Genomic DNA, 16,796 nt, shown 5'->3' with positions numbered 1-16,796 from the left:
GAATCCGGCTGCCACATCCATTCCCCGACCTGATGCCGGAACGCCTGGACGGATCGTTCCCGTCTTGGACAGCATGACCCGCATCCCGCAGGCTGACCGGCATGCCCTTCCTGCCGCGATCGCTGAGCACCGTCCTCGCCGCAACGCTCCTGCTGCCCGCCGCCGCCTGTTCCGCCGAGTCCGGTCCGATCCCTGGCTCGGTCGCAACCACACCGTCGGCGGGTGCCCCGGCTAGCTCGTCGGCGCCGACTCCGGTCGCCGCCGCCTTCGCGAGGCTGGAGGAGCGTTTCGACGCACGTCTGGGCGTACTCGCGATCGACACCGGTACGGGTCGAGGTGTCGCCTACCGCGCCGACGAGCGGTTCGCGTTCGCCTCGACCTACAAGGCATTGGCTGCGGCAGCTGTGCTGCGGCAGTCCTCCTCGGCCGAACTCGATCGCGTCATCCACTACTCCGCGGCTGACCTGGTGACCTACTCACCCGTGACCGAGCGCCACGTGGCTGACGGCATGACCCTGCGGGCACTGTGCGACGCTGCGGTCCGCTACAGCGACAACACCGCCGGGAACCTGCTGGTCGACCAGCTCGGCGGACCGGCGGCCTTCGACCGCGCGCTGGAACAGGTCGGTGACGACACCACCCACGTGGCCCGCACCGAACCGACGCTGAACGAGGCCACACCCGGCGACGAGCGGGACACCAGCACCCCGCGAGCGCTGGCCACCACGTTGCGCCGCTATGCGGTCGAGCCCACGCTGCCGGCCGACGACCGGGCGCTGCTCACCGGCTGGCTTCGCGGCAACACCACCGGGAACGGGCTTATTCGTGCGGGGGTCCCTGCCGGGTGGCGGGTCGGCGACAAGACTGGAGCGGGCGGGTACGGCACCCGCAACGATCTCGCCATCGTGTGGCCGCCGGGACGCCAGCCCATCGTTGTGGCCGTACTGTCCAGCCGCACCGACCGCGACGCCGGCTATGACGACCGACTGATCGCGGAGGCGACCCGCCACGTGGTCGACTCGCTCGACTGACCTCGCGGACGGGGTGCCCACTGGGTGGGCGCGATGCTGCTCGTGGTCCCCGGACCCGACGGCGCAGGTTAGGCTTGCCTTATGAGTACGCAGCTGGCGTCGCGCCCAGCCGGCGTGGTGCCGCACCGGGCGCCCGCTCGGCGGCTGTCGACCCGGCTGGTCGGTCTGCTGGCGTGCTGCGCGGTGGTCGGCCTGCTGTGCTTCTTCAGCCTGGCCATCGGCGCCCGCACCATCAGCCTGGCCAGTGTGTGGGATGCCGTCCGCCACTACGACTCCGCCAACACCGACCACTTGGTCGTGATGCAGCTGCGGCTGCCGCGGACCCTGCTCGGGGTGCTTGTCGGCGCGTCGCTGGGCCTGGCCGGAGCGGTGATGCAGGGCGTGGCACGCAACCCGCTGGCCGACCCGGGCATCTTGGGTGTCAACGCAGGTGCTGCGCTGTTCGTGGTCCTGGCCATCTCGGTTTTCGGCGTGTCGTCGCTGCTCGGCTATGTCTGGTTCGCCTTCGTCGGCGCCGGCCTGGCCGCCGTGGTGGTCTACAGCATCGCCTCCCTGGGTCGTGACGGCGCGACCCCGATCAAGCTCGCGTTGTCGGGCGCAGCGCTGAGTGCGCTGTTCGGCGCCATCACTACCTCCTTCCTGCTGTTCGACCAGGCAACCTTCGACCAGTTCCGGTTCTGGCAGGTGGGCGCGTTGGCGGGACGGGACCTCACCGTGGTCGCCCAGGTCGCCCCCTTCCTGCTGGTCGGCTGCGCACTGTCGTTGCTGCTGGGCCGGGTGTTGAACACCCTGTCGCTCGGCGAAGACGTCGCTCGTGGACTCGGCGCCAGCGTCGGCTGGTCCCGGGCTGGCGCGGCGGCGGTGGTCGTCCTGCTCTGCGGCGGGGCCACGGCCGCCTGCGGCCCGATCGGGTTCATCGGTCTCACCATCCCGCACGTGGCCCGCATGATCGTGGGTCCTGACTACCGGTGGGCACTGCCGTACTCGATGGCGCTGGCGCCGATCCTGCTGCTCAGCGCGGACATCATCGGCCGCGTCATCGCCCGTCCGGGCGAGGTCCAGGTCGCCATCGTCACTGCGGTGATCGGCGCCCCGGTGTTCATCGCCCTGGTCCGCCGACGGAAATTGGCCGAGCTGTGACCACGACCCGGTCGGAGCGACCGCTCGGCACGGCGGGGCACCGCTACGTCGTCCCGGGCGATGCCGGCGCCGCCGTGCACCGGGTACGTCATCTGCTTCGCCGCCGGACCTGGCTGGTGAGCATCGTCCTGGGAGCGATCCTGGCGGTTGTCTTCTGCGCCTCGTTGGTGGCCGGTGACTTCCCGATCGGGCTGCGCGACGTCTTCTTGTCGCTGACCGGACGTGGCACCCGGGCGACCGACTTCATCGTCCACGAGCTCCGGTTGCCGCGGGTGGCCACCGGCATGGCCGTCGGAGTCTGCTTCGGGTTGTCCGGCGCGATCTTCCAGTCCATGATCAGGAACCCGTTGGCCAGCCCGGACATCATCGGCATCACGTCCGGCGCCAGCGCCGCCGCGGTGGTGGCGATCTTGATGCTCGGCCAGAGCGGTTACGCCGTGTCGGGTTTCTCCTTCGTCGGTGCCCTGCTGACCGCGTTGATCATCTACGGCCTTGCCTGGCGCAACGGTGTGGCCGGCTATCGGCTGGTCCTGGTCGGCATCGGCATCGCGGCCATGATGGCCTCGGTGATCGACTTCCTGATGACCAGAGCCGACGTCTTCGACGCCCAGGTCGCGCTGCTGTGGCTCACCGGCAGTCTCAACGGTGCTTCCCGGGACAAGATGGGGCCGCTGTTGGTGCTGCTGCTGGTGATCGGCCCGGTCACCTTGTGGGCCGGCCGTTCGCTGTCCGGTCTGCAGCTGGGTGACGACACGGCCAAGAGCATCGGCGTCCGGGTGGAGCGGTCACGGCTGTCACTGATCGTCTTCGCCGTCGCGCTGGCCGCCGTTGCCACCGCGGCGGCGGGCCCCATCGGTTTCGTGGCCTTCGTCGCCGGTCCGATCGCTCGCCGGCTCACCGGTGGCACCGGGATCGCCCTGGTGCCGGCCGCGCTGGTGGGCGCGGTGGTGGTCAGCGCCGCCGACTTCGTCGGGCAGCACCTGTTGCCCACGCAGCTGCCGGTCGGGGTGCTCACCGCCGCCGTCGGGGCACCGTACCTTTTGTATCTACTCGTGGTCTCGAACCGCGGCGGAAGTGGGGGCTAGAGATGGTGCTGATGGATGCGCCGATAGAGCGGCACAGCCTGCAGGCGGTCAACCTCTCGCTGGGATACGGCGAGCGACAGATCGTCGACGACCTGTCGGTGGATATCCCCAGCGGTCAGGTGACGGTGATCATCGGCGCCAACGGCTCCGGCAAGTCGACGCTCCTGCGCGGCCTGGCGCGGCTGCTGCAGCCGACGGCCGGGTCCGTGCTGCTGGACGGGCGGAGCATCCACTCCATGCCGAGCAAAGAGGTCGCCAAGATGATGGGGCTGCTCCCCCAAGCGCCGATCGCCCCGGAGGGGATCACCGTGGCCGACCTGGTGGGTCGCGGGCGCTATCCGCACCAAGGCTGGTTCCGGCAGTGGTCGGCGGCCGACGACCAGGCCGTGGCCGAGGCGCTCGCCGCCACCGACACCCTCGAGCTGGCCGGGCGCTCCATCGACGAGATGAGCGGCGGACAGCGCCAACGGGTCTGGATCGCGATGGCGCTGGCCCAGGAGACCGACCTGCTGCTGCTGGACGAGCCGACCACCTATCTGGACCTGTCCCACCAAGTCGAGGTGCTCGATCTGCTGACCGATCTGAACCGACGCCGTGGCACGACGATCGTCATCGTGATGCACGACCTGAACCTGGCCTGCCGCTATGCCGACCACCTGATCGCCATGAGTGACGGCAAGATCACCCGCCAGGGGAGCCCGTCGGAGGTGATCACCACCGAGACGATGCGCGAAGTGTTCGGGATGAATGCCGCCGTCATCGCCGACCCGGTCTCCAACACCCCGACGGTGATCCCGATCGGACGGCACCACTGCGGCCCGTTCCCGGCCCCGGGGTCCGCCGCGCCCGGCGCACCGGACGGGCTGCCCTCGACTACCGTTCCGAGGTGACCGGCCGCCGTCTCATCGGTGGTCTCTTCCGACGACGTCGGCGCCGGCTGGCGCTGAGCTCGCTGTTCTGGTCCTCGCACCAGACCTGCGAAGCTCTGGTGCCGGTGGCGATGGGTCTGATCATCGACCGCGCCGTGGCCACCTCGAACGGGACCGCCATGATCATCTCCGTGATCGGGCTGCTGGCTCTGTTCGCCGTCCTCACCTACAGCTGGCGCGCCGGTTTCTGGTTCGTCGAGACCGCCCAGCTGGAGGAGAGCCACGACCTGCGGCTGCAGGTGATCAGCAGACTGCTCGCACCGGGCGGCATCCGCACCGACCGGACCAACGGGGAGCTGCTGTCGATCACCACCTCCGATACCACCGGGGCGGCGCGGGTGCTGGAGATCGGCTCCCGTGTTGCCGCGGCGTTGGTCGGGCTGACGGTGTCGGCGGTCGTGCTGCTGCGGATCGACTGGGCCCTCGGCCTGGGCATCCTGGTCGGCATCCCGCTGTTGATGCTCGGGCTCAACGCGTTGGGACCGTGGGTCGAGCGGCGCACCGCGGCCCGGCAGGAGATGGCCGGCCGGACAGCCGGCCTGGCCGCAGACCTGCTCGCCGGACTGCGGCCACTGCGCGGCTTCGGCGGCGTGCCCGTGGCTACCGCCCGCTATCGCCGGGTCAGCCGTGACTCGCTCGCCGCCACCGTCGGCGCGACGCGCGCCAGCTCCACCTTCCTGGGCGCGACCACTTTCACCGCGGGTCTGCTGCTCGCCGTGGTGGCGGGGTTCGCCGGGATGTTCGCGTTGCAGGGACGGATCAGCGTCGGCGAACTGATCACCGTGGTCGGCTTGGCGGCCTTCGTCAGCGACCCCGTACGCGGAATCGCCGACTGCGTGTTCGCCTTCGCCACCGCCCGAGCCTGTGCCAACCGGGTGGCGGAGGTGCTCAGCGCACCGCAGATCGCGGTGCACTCCGGTGCAGCTGCCGCGCCCGGGCCGCTGCTGCTGGACGCGGTCGACGGGCCGGGGCTGCACGCCCTCACCCTCGCCGTCGAACCGGGCCAGGTCACCGGAGTGGTCACCGTCGACGTGGGTGTCGCCGACCGGGTCAGCGCGCTGGTCAGCGGTGCGGCTGAGCCGGAGCGTGGCACGGTGCGACTGGCTGGGACGGACCTGGCGCGGATCGATCCGCAGAGTCTGCGCGGGCAGCTGCTGGTCGAGCCGCACACCGTCGACCTGTTCGGGGACACGCTCCGCGACGCGCTGCGGACCGACCAGGAAGGTAACGCTTCGGTGGACGACGCGGGGTTGCACCGGGTGCTGCGTGCCGCCGCCGCTGACGGTCTGGTGGACGGACTCGACCGAGAACTACTCGACCACGGGAGCAATCTCTCCGGCGGGCAGCAGCAGCGCATCGCCCTGGCCCGCGCATTGCTGGCGGACCGGCCGATCCTGGTCCTGCGCGACCCGACCACGGCCGTCGACGCGGTCACCGAGGGCCAGATGGCCGATGGCATCCGCGAGCTACGGGCCCAGCCCGACCGGGCCACCGTACTGCTCACCAGCAGCCCGCCGCTGCTGTCCCGCTGCGACCGTGTGGTCTTCATCGACCGGACCGGGACGGCCACCCACGGCACCCACGTCGAGCTGCTGGCCGACCCCCGCTACGCCGAGGTGGTGCTGCGATGAGCGCGCGTCAGATCCTGCCGGTCGCGTCGGCCCGGCGGAGCTGGCAGGAGCTGGGTGCCCTGACCGGGCGCCGACGCGGCCGCGCCGTGCTGGCGGCGCTGGCCACCGTCGCGGCGAGCACGTTCGCCATCGTGGTCCCGCTGCTCCTCGGCCGGATGGTCGACGTGGTGATCTCCGGCGGCACACCGAGGCAGGTGCTCAGCCTGGTGGCCGGTCTGGTGGTGTGTGCCCTGGTGGCCGGGGTGCTGACCGCGGTCGCCCAGCGCTGGTGCGACCAGCTCGGTGTCTCGATGGCCGCTGACCTGCGCGAGGAGGTGATGGAGCGGGCGCTGACGATGGATGCCGCCACGCTCGAGCACGCCGGCACCGGCGATGTCGCGTCCCGGGTGACCGAGGACGTCGAGGTGATCAACACCTCGGTTCCGGTGGTCGCCGCCGTGTTCAGCGCGCTGGTCACGGTGGTGATCACGATGGCCGGATTGACCTCGCTGGACTGGCGTCTCGCCGTGTCGTTCCTCGTCGTCTTCCCGGTGTACGTGCTCAGCCTGCGCTGGTATCTGCCGGTCTCCGGGCCGCTCTACGCCGAGTCGCGCGCCGCCGCCGCGGTCCGCTCGCGCACAGTGTTGTCGGCACTGCAGGGCGCGCGCACCATCCACGCCTACGGCATCGAGCGCCGCCACACCGCCAGGGTCGAGCGTGACTCGCGCGGAGCGATCACGGCCACCCTGCGCGCGGCCCGGGCGATGCTGACCTTCGCCAACACCATCAACCTGGCGGAAGCCGTCGGTCTGACCGCGCTGCTGCTGACCGGCTTCTTCCTCGTCCGTGGCGACGCGGTCTCGGTCGGTGCGGTGACCGCGGCCGCGCTGATGTTCCATCGGCTCTTCGGTCCGCTGGGCACGCTGATGTTCAGCTTCGACCAGGTCCAGTCGGCCGGGGCCGCCTTGGCCCGGCTGGTCGGTGTGGCCGACCTGCCGCCGCCCGCCGCCGGACGGCCGGTGGGCCCGCCGGTGCCGGCCGGTATCACCGCCCGGGGTGTCGGCCACGCCTACGTTGCCGGGCAACCGGTGCTGAGTGACATCGACCTGGTGGTGCCGGTCGGTCGCTCGCTCGCCGTGGTGGGGGAGAGCGGGGCCGGCAAGACGACACTGGCCGCCATCCTCGGCGGCGTTTTCCCCGCCACCGCCGGCGCGGTATGCATCGGGGACGTGGACCTGGGTGAGCTCGGACCGGTCGCCTTGCGAGAGCGGGTCGGCGTGGTCACGCAGGAGGTGCACACCTTCCGCGGCACGCTGCGTGAGGACCTGCTGCTGGCCGCTCCGGACGCGGACGACGACGCGCTGACCGACGCGTTGGCCCTGGTCGGTGCCGACCGGTGGTGGCCGGCGCTGCCGAACGGCCTGGATACCCGGGTGGGGGAGGGCGAGCACCCGCTGTCCGCCGCGCAGGCGCAGCAGCTCGCGCTCGCCCGCGTGGCGCTGGTCGATCCGCCGGTGGTGATCCTGGACGAGGCGACCGCCGAGGCCGGCAGCGCCGGCGCCCGTGAGCTCGAGCAGTCGGCCCGGGCGCTGTTGGCCGGTCGGACCGCCGTCGTGGTGGCCCATCGTCTGACCCAGGCGCGAGAGTGCGACCAGATCGCGGTGATGGCGGCGGGCCGGATCATCGAGCTGGGCTCCCACGAGGAGCTGGTGGCCGGCGGCGGTGCGTACGCCACCCTCTGGGCGGCGTGGCGGACGTAGGCCTCAGCGCAACTGATGCGCAGCATCGCCGAGTCCGGGGCCTGGCGGGCAGCTTCTCAGCCGCCGCGCGAGCCGGGTCGGCCGCGTCGTCGCGGGACGTGTCGCCGCGGCGCGGTGGAGCTGCCCGTCGCCTTGGACGCCCGCGCCTTGCCGGCGGGAGCCTTCTTCGCGGGCTCGGCCGCGGCCGCCCGAGGCGAGCGTGAGCTGTTCTCGGTCCGACCGCGGACGATGCCGATGAACTCCTCGATCAGCTCGCTCGGGTGCTCGATCGCCCAGACCAGGGAGATCTCCGTGTCCGGCGCGTCGCTCACTTCGCGATAGACGAGGTCGCGGCGGCTGTGCGACCTGGCGATCGCGTGCGGCACGATCATGATGCCGTGACCGGCCGCGACCAGGTCGACGGCGTCGTCCAGCGACCCGGTCAGCAGCTCCTCGTCGGCCAGGTCGGCCAGGGTGACCTGCTCGAAGAGCGACACGGGGTGGTCCTTGGCGACCACCACGACCGGCACCTCGCGATAGAGAGGAATGGCGTGCACCCGATCCCGCGGCAGCGGGCCGGTGTGCCGAATGAAGCACATGTCGACCCGGCCGTCGAGCACCGCCGCGACCTGCTCGCTCTCGCTCACCGCGACCACGTCCAGCGGCGTACGCCGGAAGCGGGTGGCCCAGATCTTCTCCCACTTCGTCGTCGTCACCCCGGGGACGAAACCGACCCGCAGCCCGATCGGGTGCCGTTCCTCGCCGTCCACGCTGCTCCTCGTCCGGCGGCCGGTGAGCGGCCGCGTACTCCGAGCAGGCTATTCCACCAGACCTCGGCGGCGGCCGTCGCGGTTACGCTGTCAGGTGTGAGCCAGACCCTCAAGCCCTTGACCGCCGCCAACAAGCTCGGTATCCACCTGCCGTCCGCGCCGGAGGAGTTCCAGCGGTCGAGCCTCACCCGCGACGAGTTGGAGGAGCTGCGAGCTCATCCCCCCGCGTGGCTGGAGGAGCTGCGTCGCAACGGTCCGTTCCCGCGCGACGTGGTGGCCCGCAAGCTGGGGGTGTCCAACTCCGGGTTGAGCCGCGCCGAGGTCAGTGACGCGCTGACGCAGCAGCAGATCGACGCCCTGCTGGCGGACCCGCCGAGCTGGTTGGTGCGCGAGCGCGAGAGCTATGCCGCGGTGGTTGCGGACGAGAAGCGACGCAAGGCCGCAGCCCAGCAACAGTGAGCGACTGGCCCCGCAGTCGAGCAACAGCGAGCGACTGACCCCGCAGTCGACGATCGGGGGATCGGGTGGCTGCGTGCGACGATGGGGACCATGCCCGAGGAGACGTTGACCACCGAGCAGCAGCTGAGCCCAGCACAGCGCGATCTCTGCACCGCGTTGCGGGCCGCCTTCGAGCTGCACGACTACACGGTGGACGCCGTGGTCGACCTGATCGGGGAGAGCGCTCACCGCGCCCTGGGCCGCAACGCCACGGTGGCCGCCGTCCGCGCGCTGGGATGCTCCCGTCAACCGTTGCCGGTGCTGACGGCACTCTGGCCGCTGCAGCAGCCGGTGGACCGGGCGGCCCTGGAGGGGGCCCTGCCAGGGCTGGTCGAGCCGCTGCTCCAGGCCGGGTTGCTGGCGGAGGCCGGCAGCGAGGTACGCGCCGAGGTCGACATCCGTCCGTACGCCAGCGACGACGGGGCCAGCGGCTGGATCGTGTCCGACCTGTCACCGGGGCTGGACACGGTGGTCTCGCCCATCCGTCCCGACTTCGTCCTGGGCGTCTCACCGGCCTCCACCACCTTGGCCCAGCTCAGCGTGCGGCGACCGGTCGGTCGGGCGCTGGACCTCGGCACCGGCTGCGGGGTGCAGAGCCTGCACCTGGCCCGGCACGCCGACGCCGTGGTCGCCACCGACCTGAACCCGCGAGCGGTAGCGCTGTCCCGGCTGACGTTCGCCCTCAACGACGTCGACGTCGACGTTCGGACCGGCAGCCTGTACGAGCCGGTGGCCGACGAGCTCTTCGACCTGATCATCACCAACCCGCCGTACGTGATGTCGCCGCCCCGGCCTGACGCCGAGCGGCTGACCTATCGGGAGGGGGACCTCGAGGCCGACGGCCTGATTCGGCACGTGGTGGAACACGGGGTGGACCGGCTGGCCGACGGCGGTACGTTGCAGGTGCTGGCCAACTGGGCGCACGTGAGCGGCGAGGACTGGACCGACCGGCTGCGGAGCTGGATCGAGCCGACTGGCTGCGATGCCGTCGTGATCCAGCGCGAGACGCTCGATCCGCTCGAATACATCGAGCTGTGGCTGACCGACGCCGGCCTTGGCGGCTCGACCGACTATCGTGCGCGCTACCGGCAGTGGCTGGAATATTTCGAGCGACTCCAGATCGAGGCGGTCGGGATGGGCTGGGTGGTGTTGCACAAGACCGGCCGGGCGGTGCCGCACCTGCAGCTCGAGGACTGGCCGTTCGGGGTGGAGCAGCCGATCGGGGTCGCCCTCACCGCTCAGCGGGAGGCTCTCGACCTGGAGCAGCGCAGCAGCGACGCCGACATCCTCGCCGGGCGCTGGCGGCTGGCCGACGACATCGGGGAGGAGTCCTTCGCCACTCCCGGCAGCGCCGACCCGCAGCACATCGTGCTGCGCCAGCAGCGGGGCTTCCGGCGGGCGGTCGAGGTCGACACCGCGCTGGGCGGGGTGCTGGGTGCCTGCGACGGCGAGCTGCCGCTCGGACAGATCATCGACGTCGTCGCCCAGATCCTCGAGGTCGACGTCGAGGTGATGCGACCCGAGATCGTGGCGCAGGCGCGAAAGCTCATCGTGGACGGCTTCCTGCTCAGCTGATTCAACCCGACCCTCCGGGGAACCCTCCCAGTATGCGGTCCGGCGGGGACCGCCTGGCACATCGCCGACCGGATGGGACCTGCGCGAATCGGTTGACAGCAGGCACTAGCATCTGATGGGTTGTGCGACTCGGCGTGGCTGAGTGGCAGCGACAATCGGCGGCAGCAGTCGTCGAACAAGGTGGGAGAGGACCAGCGTGGCAGGGAAAGTAGGGGGAAGGCGGCTCGTGATCGTCGAGTCCCCCACCAAGGCGACCAAGATCGCGAGCTTCCTCGGTGATGGCTACATCGTCGAGTCGAGCCGCGGTCACGTGCGCGACCTGCCGACCGGTGCCGCCGAGGTTCCCGCCAAATACAAAGGCGAGAAGTGGGCCCGGACCGGGGTCAATGTGGACAACGGCTTCGAGCCGCTCTACGTGGTGAACCCGGACAAGAAGGCCACCATGCGCTCCCTCAAGGAGGCGCTGGCCGGCGCGGACGAGCTGTTGCTGGCGACCGACGGTGACCGCGAGGGCGAGGCGATCGCCTGGCACCTGCTGCAGGAGCTCAAGCCGAAGGTGCCGGCACGGCGGATGGTCTTCCACGAGATCACCCCGCAGGCCATCGCCGACGCGGTGGCCAACCCGCGCGACATCGACACCGATCTGGTCGACGCCCAGGAGACCCGGAGGATTCTGGACCGGCTCTATGGTTACGAAGTCTCCCCGGTGCTGTGGAAGAAGGTCATGCCCCGACTGTCGGCGGGTCGGGTGCAGTCAGTCGCCACCCGCCTGGTGGTCGACCGGGAGCGGGAGCGGATCGCTTTCCGCAGTGCCTCGTACTGGGACCTGGACGCTGTCCTCGACGCCGGCGCCAAGGCGGAGCCACCGCTCTTCCCGGCGCGGCTCACCCACGTCGGGACCCAGCGGGTCGCCCAGGGTCGCGACTTCGACTCCCGTGGCGGGATCGTCGCCCGCGGCAAAGAACAGCTGGTCCACCTGGACGAGACCGAGGCGCAGCGCCTGGCCACGTCACTGCGCTCGGCCGCCTTCGCGGTGCAGAGCATCGAGTCGAAGCCCTACACCCGCCGGCCGTACGCCCCGTTCCGGACCACCACCATGCAGCAGGAGGCCGGGCGGAAGCTGGGCTTCACCGCCCAGCGGGCGATGTCGGTGGCACAGGATCTCTATGAGGCCGGCTTCATCACCTATATGCGTACCGACTCGGTGACGCTGTCGGACACGGCGATCACCGCGGCCCGCAACCAGGTCCGTCAGCTCTTCGGTGCCGACTATCTCCCCGACCGCCCTCGCGTCTACACCTCGAAGGTGAAGAACGCCCAGGAGGCGCACGAGGCCATCCGGCCCGCCGGAGAGGTCTTCCAGACCCCGGCGCAGACCCGCCTCACCGGCGACCAGTTCCGGCTCTACGAGCTGATCTGGATGCGCACCGTCGCGTCCCAGATGAAGGACGCCGAGGGCCAGTCGATCACCGTCAAGATCAACGCCGAGCGGCCGGACGGCGATCCGTGCACCTTCGTCGCTTCCGGTCGTACGATCACCTTCCACGGCTTCCTCAAGGCCTACGTCGAGGCGGTCGACGAGGCCGAGGGCAGCCAGTCCGACGACGCGCAGACCCGCTTGCCGCAGCTCACCCAGGGTCAGTCGCTGCGGGCCGACGAGGTGACCGCGTCCGGGCACGAGACCCGTCCGCCGGCGCGCTACACCGAGCCGTCGTTGGTGGCCAAGCTGGAAGAGCTGGAGATCGGGCGGCCGTCGACCTATGCGTCGATCATCCGCACCATCACCAGTCGCGACTATGTGTTCAAGAAGGGCTCGGCCCTGGTGCCGACCTGGCTGGCCTTCGCTGTCACCCGGCTGCTCGAGGAGCACTTCCCGCACCTGGTCGACTATGCCTTCACCGCTGAGATGGAAGGGGTACTGGACCAGATCGCCGGCGGCAGCGCCGAGCGACTGGAAGTGCTCACCGATTTCTACTTCGGCTCCGAAGATGATCATGAAGGGCTGCAGAAGCTGGTCTCCGAGCTCGGCGACATCGACGCCCGCAAGCTGTCGACCTTCCCGGTCGGTGACGTGGACTCCGACATCGTGGTCCGCGTCGGTCGCTATGGGACCTATGTCGAGGACAGCGAGGAGCGTCGCGCGAACGTAGCCGACGATCTGCCGCCCGACGAGCTCACCGTCGACCTGGCCCGTGAGCTGCTGAGCAAGCCGATGGGGGAGGAGCGCGAGCTCGGCATCGACCCCGAGACCGGCAACCTGGTCGTCGCCCGGAACGGCCGGTTCGGTCCGTACGTCACCGAGCAGCTGCCCGAGGACGCCCCGAAGAGCGCCAAGCCACGCACCGGATCGTTGTTCAAGTCGATGACCATCGAAGACGTCACCTTGGAGCAGGCGCTGCAGCTGATGAGCCTGCCGCGCGTCGTCGGGGTGGACGCCGACGGGGTCGAGATCACCGCGCAGAACGGCCGCTACGGTCCGTATCTGAAGAAGGGGACGGACTCCCGCTCGCTGGCCAGCGAGGAGCAGATCTTCGACATCACGCTCGACGAGGCCGAGGCGATCTACGCCCAGCCGAAGCAGCGTGGCCGGGCGGCGGCCAAGCCGCCGCTGAAGGAGCTGGGCAACGACCCGGTCTCGGGCAACCCGATGGTGATCAAGGACGGCCGCTTCGGCGCGTACGTGACCGACGGCGAGTTCAACGCGACCCTGCGTCGGGGCGACGAGATCGAGACGATCACCAGCGAGCGGGCGGCCGAGCTGCTCGCGGAGAAGCGCGCCAAGGGACCGGCGCCGGCGAAGAAGTCGGCGCGCAAGGCACCGGCCAAGAAGGCCGCCGCCAAGAAGTCGACCGCCGTCCGCAAGGCGCCGGCGAAGAAGGCCGCGGCGAAGAAGGCACCCGCCACGAAGGCGGCGGCGAAGAAGACTGCGCCGGCCAAGAAGACAGCTGCGGCGACCGCTGACTCCTGAGCCGTGATCCCTCTTCGGCGTGGCAAGGTTGACCCGTGAGCAAGGACAGCCGGTCGGACCCGCGCGAACGTACGGACGCCAAGCACGACCACAAGCAGGTCGCGACGAAGTCCAAGGCAGCTAAGGCGGGCGCCGGCAAGCCGGAGACCACAGTGTCGCCGGTCGGCCAGCTGCTCTATGACATGCCGTACAGCACGGCGGCGCCGCGGCTGATCAGCCCGGAGCTCGGGTTGCACAACCTGGTCACCCGGGCGGGGCACAACGCCGGCTACACCATCGACGTGACTCTGCTCGACTCCACCGATCACCGGTTGATCCGGTCCGGGGTGCTGCTGGCCCACCGGGTGCTGGACGGACGCGGCGAGTGGTATCTCGGGGCGCCGCAGTGGCAGCCGCTGCTGCCCGAGGAACGGATCGAGCCGATGGACACCGGCGACCTGCCGGAGGAGTTCGCGGACCTGGTGCGGCCGTTCCGCCGCCGGGCCACGCTCGGCGCGGTGGCCGCCATGACCTGCGAACGACGTGAGTTCGCCCTCCGCGACGACCGAGGCACCACCTTGGCGTTGCTCCGCGATGACAAGGTCACCGTCCGGCGAGGGGGACTGACCACCGCCCGGTTCCGCGAGGTGATGCTGACCCCCACCCGGGCTGGGTTGACCGAGGAGCAGGCCGCGCACCTCGACGCGGTGCTGGTCGGTGCGGGCGCCACCCAGGTCAGCCGGTTCCCGGCGCTGGTGACCCGGCTGGGTGCTCCCGCCACCGGGCTGACCGACTTCCCGCGGCCGCGGCCGGTCAGTGCCGACGCTCCGTTCAGCGAGTTCGTCTCCACCGTGCTGGCGACGAGGTTGCGCGACCTGCTGACCGCTGACCTGGCCGTCCGCGCCGGTGACCCGACGGCGGCAGGGGCCCTGCGCGAGCACGCAGCCCGGCTCAAGGCTGAGCTGGAGGGCATGTCGCCGGTGCTCGACCCGGAGTGGCTCGAGGATCTGGAGGAAGAGCTGCGCTGGCTGGTCGGCCAGGTCGACCTGGAGGCCGGCAAGGTCGAGGAGTCGTCGCGGAGCGGAGTTCCCCGGTCGCCCGACGACACCTCAGGGCTGCGATCGCGGCTGCGCGGCGAGCGCTATCTGACGTTGCTCGAGCGCCTCGTCACCGCCACCCGCTCACCGCGGGTGGGTGAGGTGGCCACTCAGCCGGCGTCGCAGGTGCTGCGCGCGCTGGTGGACACCACCTTGGACACGGTGTTCAAGGCGTCCGGTCGGCTCAGCTCCGATGCCACCCCGCAGACGTGGAATGCGGCGGCCGAGGCCCTTGACCACCTGTTCCGGGTCAGTGACGTGGCTGCGCCGGTGCTGCCGAAGCAGGTGGGACGCCTACGCGAACGGCTGACCCCGACCCGACGGCTGTTGACCGCCGCCACCACCCACTGGCAGGCCGCCGAGGACATCCGCAGTCGCGCCCTGGCCGGCACCCCGATGGAGGCCTTCGAGCTGGGTCGGACGTACGAGCACGAGCTCCGCCAGGTCCGCAAGGCACGAGACACCTTCGTGCAGGACTGGGCCAAGGCCGCCAAGAAGCTCGCTCGATGACGGCGGGGGTACGCAGCGAGCGTGGCCTGTTCGTCGTCTTCGAGGGCGGCGACGCGGTCGGCAAGTCGACCCAGGTCGAGCGGCTGGTCCGCTGGCTGTCCACCCGCGACGTGGAGGTGGTGCGGACCTTCGAACCCGGCGACACGGTGCTGGGTGGGCAGATCCGGCGGATCGTGCTCGACCCGGTCACCGGCGACATCTCGCCCCGGGCCGAGGCGTTGCTCTACGCCGCCGACAAGGCGCACCACGTCCATGCCGTGGTGCGGCCTGCGTTGGATCGCGGGGCCGTGGTGGTCTGCGACCGTTACGTCGACTCGATGCTCGCCTATCAGGGCGCGGGTCGGGTGCTGAGCCTGGACGAGGTGGAGAAGGTAGCGCGGTGGGCCACCGAGGACCTGCGCCCGCATCTCACCATCCTCCTCGATGCCGATCCGGTCGATGCCGTGAACGCCAAGGTGGACAAGGACCGGCTCGAGGGCGCCGGCGAGCAGCTGCACCGACGCGCCCGCGAGCACTTCGTGCAGCTGGCCGCCCGCGAGCCCGAGTTCTATCTGGTGCTGGACGCGCGTGGCACCATCGACGCCATCGCCGCCACGATCGCCGAGCGGGTGTCGGCACTGTTGTCGGAGCGCTCCGGCAGACTGGGCCCATGACCGAGGTGCAGACCGGCGATCCGCTGACCGCTGCGGAACCTCCGGCGGGGATGACCGGGGTGTGGGTCGAGTTGATCGGTCAGGAGCGGTCGGTGGCCACCCTGCAGCGGGCGGTGACGGGCGGGGCGCACGCCATGTCCCACGCCTGGTTGCTGACCGGACCGCCCGGGTCCGGCCGGTCCAACGCCGCCCGGTCCTTCGCGGCGGCACTGCAGTGTCCGCGGGGCGGCTGCGGACAGTGCAACGAGTGCCGCACCGCCCTGAGCGGCGCCCACCCCGACGTGACCCTGGTCCGCACCGAGATGCTGTCCATCGGCGTCGACGAGGTACGCGACCTGGTCCGACGGGCAGCGATGAGCCCGACGCTCGGCCGTCGGCAGGTGATCGTGGTCGAGGACGCCGACCGGGTGACCGAGCGCGGGGCGGACGCCCTGCTGAAGAGCATTGAGGAGCCCGCGCCCAAGACGGTGTGGATCTTGTGCGCCCCCACGGCCGACGACGTGGTGGTCACGATCCGGTCCCGGTGTCGGTCGCTCACCCTGCAGACGCCGACCGTGGCTGCCGTGACCGCGCTGCTGATCCGGCGGGACGGCGTCGACCCCGAGCTGGCCGCGTACGCCGCCCGGGTGTCGCAGGGCCACGTCGGCCGGGCGCGGGTGCTGGCTCGCGACGACGCGGCCCGGCAACGCCGCCGTGAGGTGCTGCTCATCCCGACCCGGCTGAACGGCCTGGGTGCGTGCCTGAGCAGCGCCGCCGCCCTGGTCGACGCCTGCGCCGAGGAGGCCTCCGCTGCGACCGCGGAGCTGGACGCGAAGGAACGAGCCGCGCTGTCGGAGGCGCTGGGGTTCGGCACCAAGGGCGCCCGCCCGCGCCAGGCTCAGGCCGCGATGAAGGAGCTGGAGGACCAGCAGAAGGCCCGGAGCAAACGGTTCCAGCGGGACGCCATCGACCGCGCACTGACTGAGCTCACCGGGCTCTATCGCGATGTGCTGAGCATCCAGACCAACAGCGGGGCGCCCTTGGTCAACCAGGACCTGGCGCCTCAGATCACGGTGCTGGCAAGGAAGTCGACCACGGAGTCGACGCTGCGCCGGATCGATGCGCTGCTCGGCTGCCGCACCGCGCTGGAGACGAATGTGGCTCCGTTGCTGGCGGTGGAAGCGACCATGATCGGGTTGGTGGAGGGTTGATCAGGTCTTCATCTGTTGTCCA

Annotated in this window: 13 protein-coding genes; 12 read left to right on the top strand and 1 reads right to left on the bottom strand. The window is 70.7% G+C overall.

Annotation, left to right across the window (positions count from 1 at the left end):
* The first annotated feature begins 101 nt into the window (after window positions 1-101).
* The 6 genes from bla (at window position 102) to AC1XX3_RS10580 (ending at window position 7,555) form a co-directional block, all read left to right on the top strand.
* Window positions 102-1,031 (top strand): class A beta-lactamase, encoded by a 930-nt coding sequence (bla, locus tag AC1XX3_RS10605; protein ID WP_483321055.1) that lies wholly within the window; start codon window positions 102-104, stop codon window positions 1,029-1,031.
* 81 nt (window positions 1,032-1,112) lie between these two features.
* Window positions 1,113-2,171, top strand: coding sequence for a FecCD family ABC transporter permease (locus AC1XX3_RS10600; RefSeq protein ID WP_483321054.1), 1,059 nt, complete (start codon window positions 1,113-1,115; stop codon window positions 2,169-2,171).
* Window positions 2,168-3,256: a FecCD family ABC transporter permease gene (locus tag AC1XX3_RS10595; protein WP_483321053.1), complete on the top strand. Its 1,089-nt coding sequence runs from the start codon at window positions 2,168-2,170 to the stop codon at window positions 3,254-3,256. Before AC1XX3_RS10600 ends, AC1XX3_RS10595 begins: the two co-directional genes overlap by 4 nt.
* 2 nt (window positions 3,257-3,258) lie before the next feature.
* The gene (locus AC1XX3_RS10590; RefSeq protein WP_483321052.1) at window positions 3,259-4,146 is read left to right on the top strand and encodes an ABC transporter ATP-binding protein; all 888 of its coding nucleotides are present in this window, start codon (window positions 3,259-3,261) and stop codon (window positions 4,144-4,146) included.
* A complete protein-coding gene (locus AC1XX3_RS10585) occupies window positions 4,143-5,816 on the top strand; it encodes an ABC transporter ATP-binding protein (protein WP_483321051.1) in 1,674 nt (557 codons plus the stop codon). The genes AC1XX3_RS10590 and AC1XX3_RS10585 overlap by 4 nt, the downstream gene beginning before the upstream one ends.
* Window positions 5,813-7,555, top strand: a complete 1,743-nt coding sequence (locus AC1XX3_RS10580) for an ABC transporter ATP-binding protein (protein ID WP_483321050.1) — start codon at window positions 5,813-5,815, stop codon at window positions 7,553-7,555. The genes AC1XX3_RS10585 and AC1XX3_RS10580 overlap by 4 nt, the downstream gene beginning before the upstream one ends.
* A gap of 56 nt (window positions 7,556-7,611) precedes the next feature.
* Here the strand turns inward: AC1XX3_RS10580 and AC1XX3_RS10575 are convergent, their stop codons facing one another.
* On the bottom strand, window positions 7,612-8,304 hold the full coding sequence (locus tag AC1XX3_RS10575; protein WP_483321049.1) for a LysR family substrate-binding domain-containing protein: 693 nt from the start codon (window positions 8,302-8,304) through the stop codon (window positions 7,612-7,614).
* Window positions 8,305-8,400: 96 nt separating this feature from the next.
* Here AC1XX3_RS10575 and AC1XX3_RS10570 point away from each other — a divergent pair, with 96 nt between their 5' ends.
* From AC1XX3_RS10570 to AC1XX3_RS10545, 6 genes are all read left to right on the top strand, one after another.
* Window positions 8,401-8,763, top strand: a complete 363-nt coding sequence (locus tag AC1XX3_RS10570; protein WP_483321048.1) for a DUF5997 family protein — start codon at window positions 8,401-8,403, stop codon at window positions 8,761-8,763.
* Window positions 8,764-8,853: 90 nt separating this feature from the next.
* The gene (locus AC1XX3_RS10565) at window positions 8,854-10,377 is read left to right on the top strand and encodes a DUF7059 domain-containing protein (RefSeq protein WP_483321047.1); all 1,524 of its coding nucleotides are present in this window, start codon (window positions 8,854-8,856) and stop codon (window positions 10,375-10,377) included.
* Between the two features lie 196 nt (window positions 10,378-10,573).
* A complete protein-coding gene (gene topA / locus AC1XX3_RS10560; RefSeq protein WP_483321046.1) occupies window positions 10,574-13,345 on the top strand; it encodes a type I DNA topoisomerase in 2,772 nt (923 codons plus the stop codon).
* A 35-nt stretch (window positions 13,346-13,380) separates the two neighbouring features.
* On the top strand, window positions 13,381-14,931 hold the full coding sequence (locus tag AC1XX3_RS10555; protein WP_483321045.1) for a CHAD domain-containing protein: 1,551 nt from the start codon (window positions 13,381-13,383) through the stop codon (window positions 14,929-14,931).
* Complete coding sequence (gene tmk, locus AC1XX3_RS10550) at window positions 14,928-15,584, top strand: dTMP kinase (protein ID WP_483321044.1); 657 nt, start codon at window positions 14,928-14,930, stop codon at window positions 15,582-15,584. Before AC1XX3_RS10555 ends, tmk begins: the two co-directional genes overlap by 4 nt.
* Window positions 15,581-16,774 carry a DNA polymerase III subunit delta' gene (locus AC1XX3_RS10545; RefSeq protein WP_483321043.1) on the top strand — a complete coding sequence of 398 codons (1,194 nt, stop codon included), beginning with the start codon at window positions 15,581-15,583 and terminating at the stop codon, window positions 16,772-16,774. The genes tmk and AC1XX3_RS10545 overlap by 4 nt, the downstream gene beginning before the upstream one ends.
* Window positions 16,775-16,796 lie beyond the last annotated feature (22 nt).

This window comes from Microlunatus sp. M237 (genome assembly GCF_056896895.1).
This window is presented reverse-complemented; position numbering and strand designations above follow the sequence as displayed.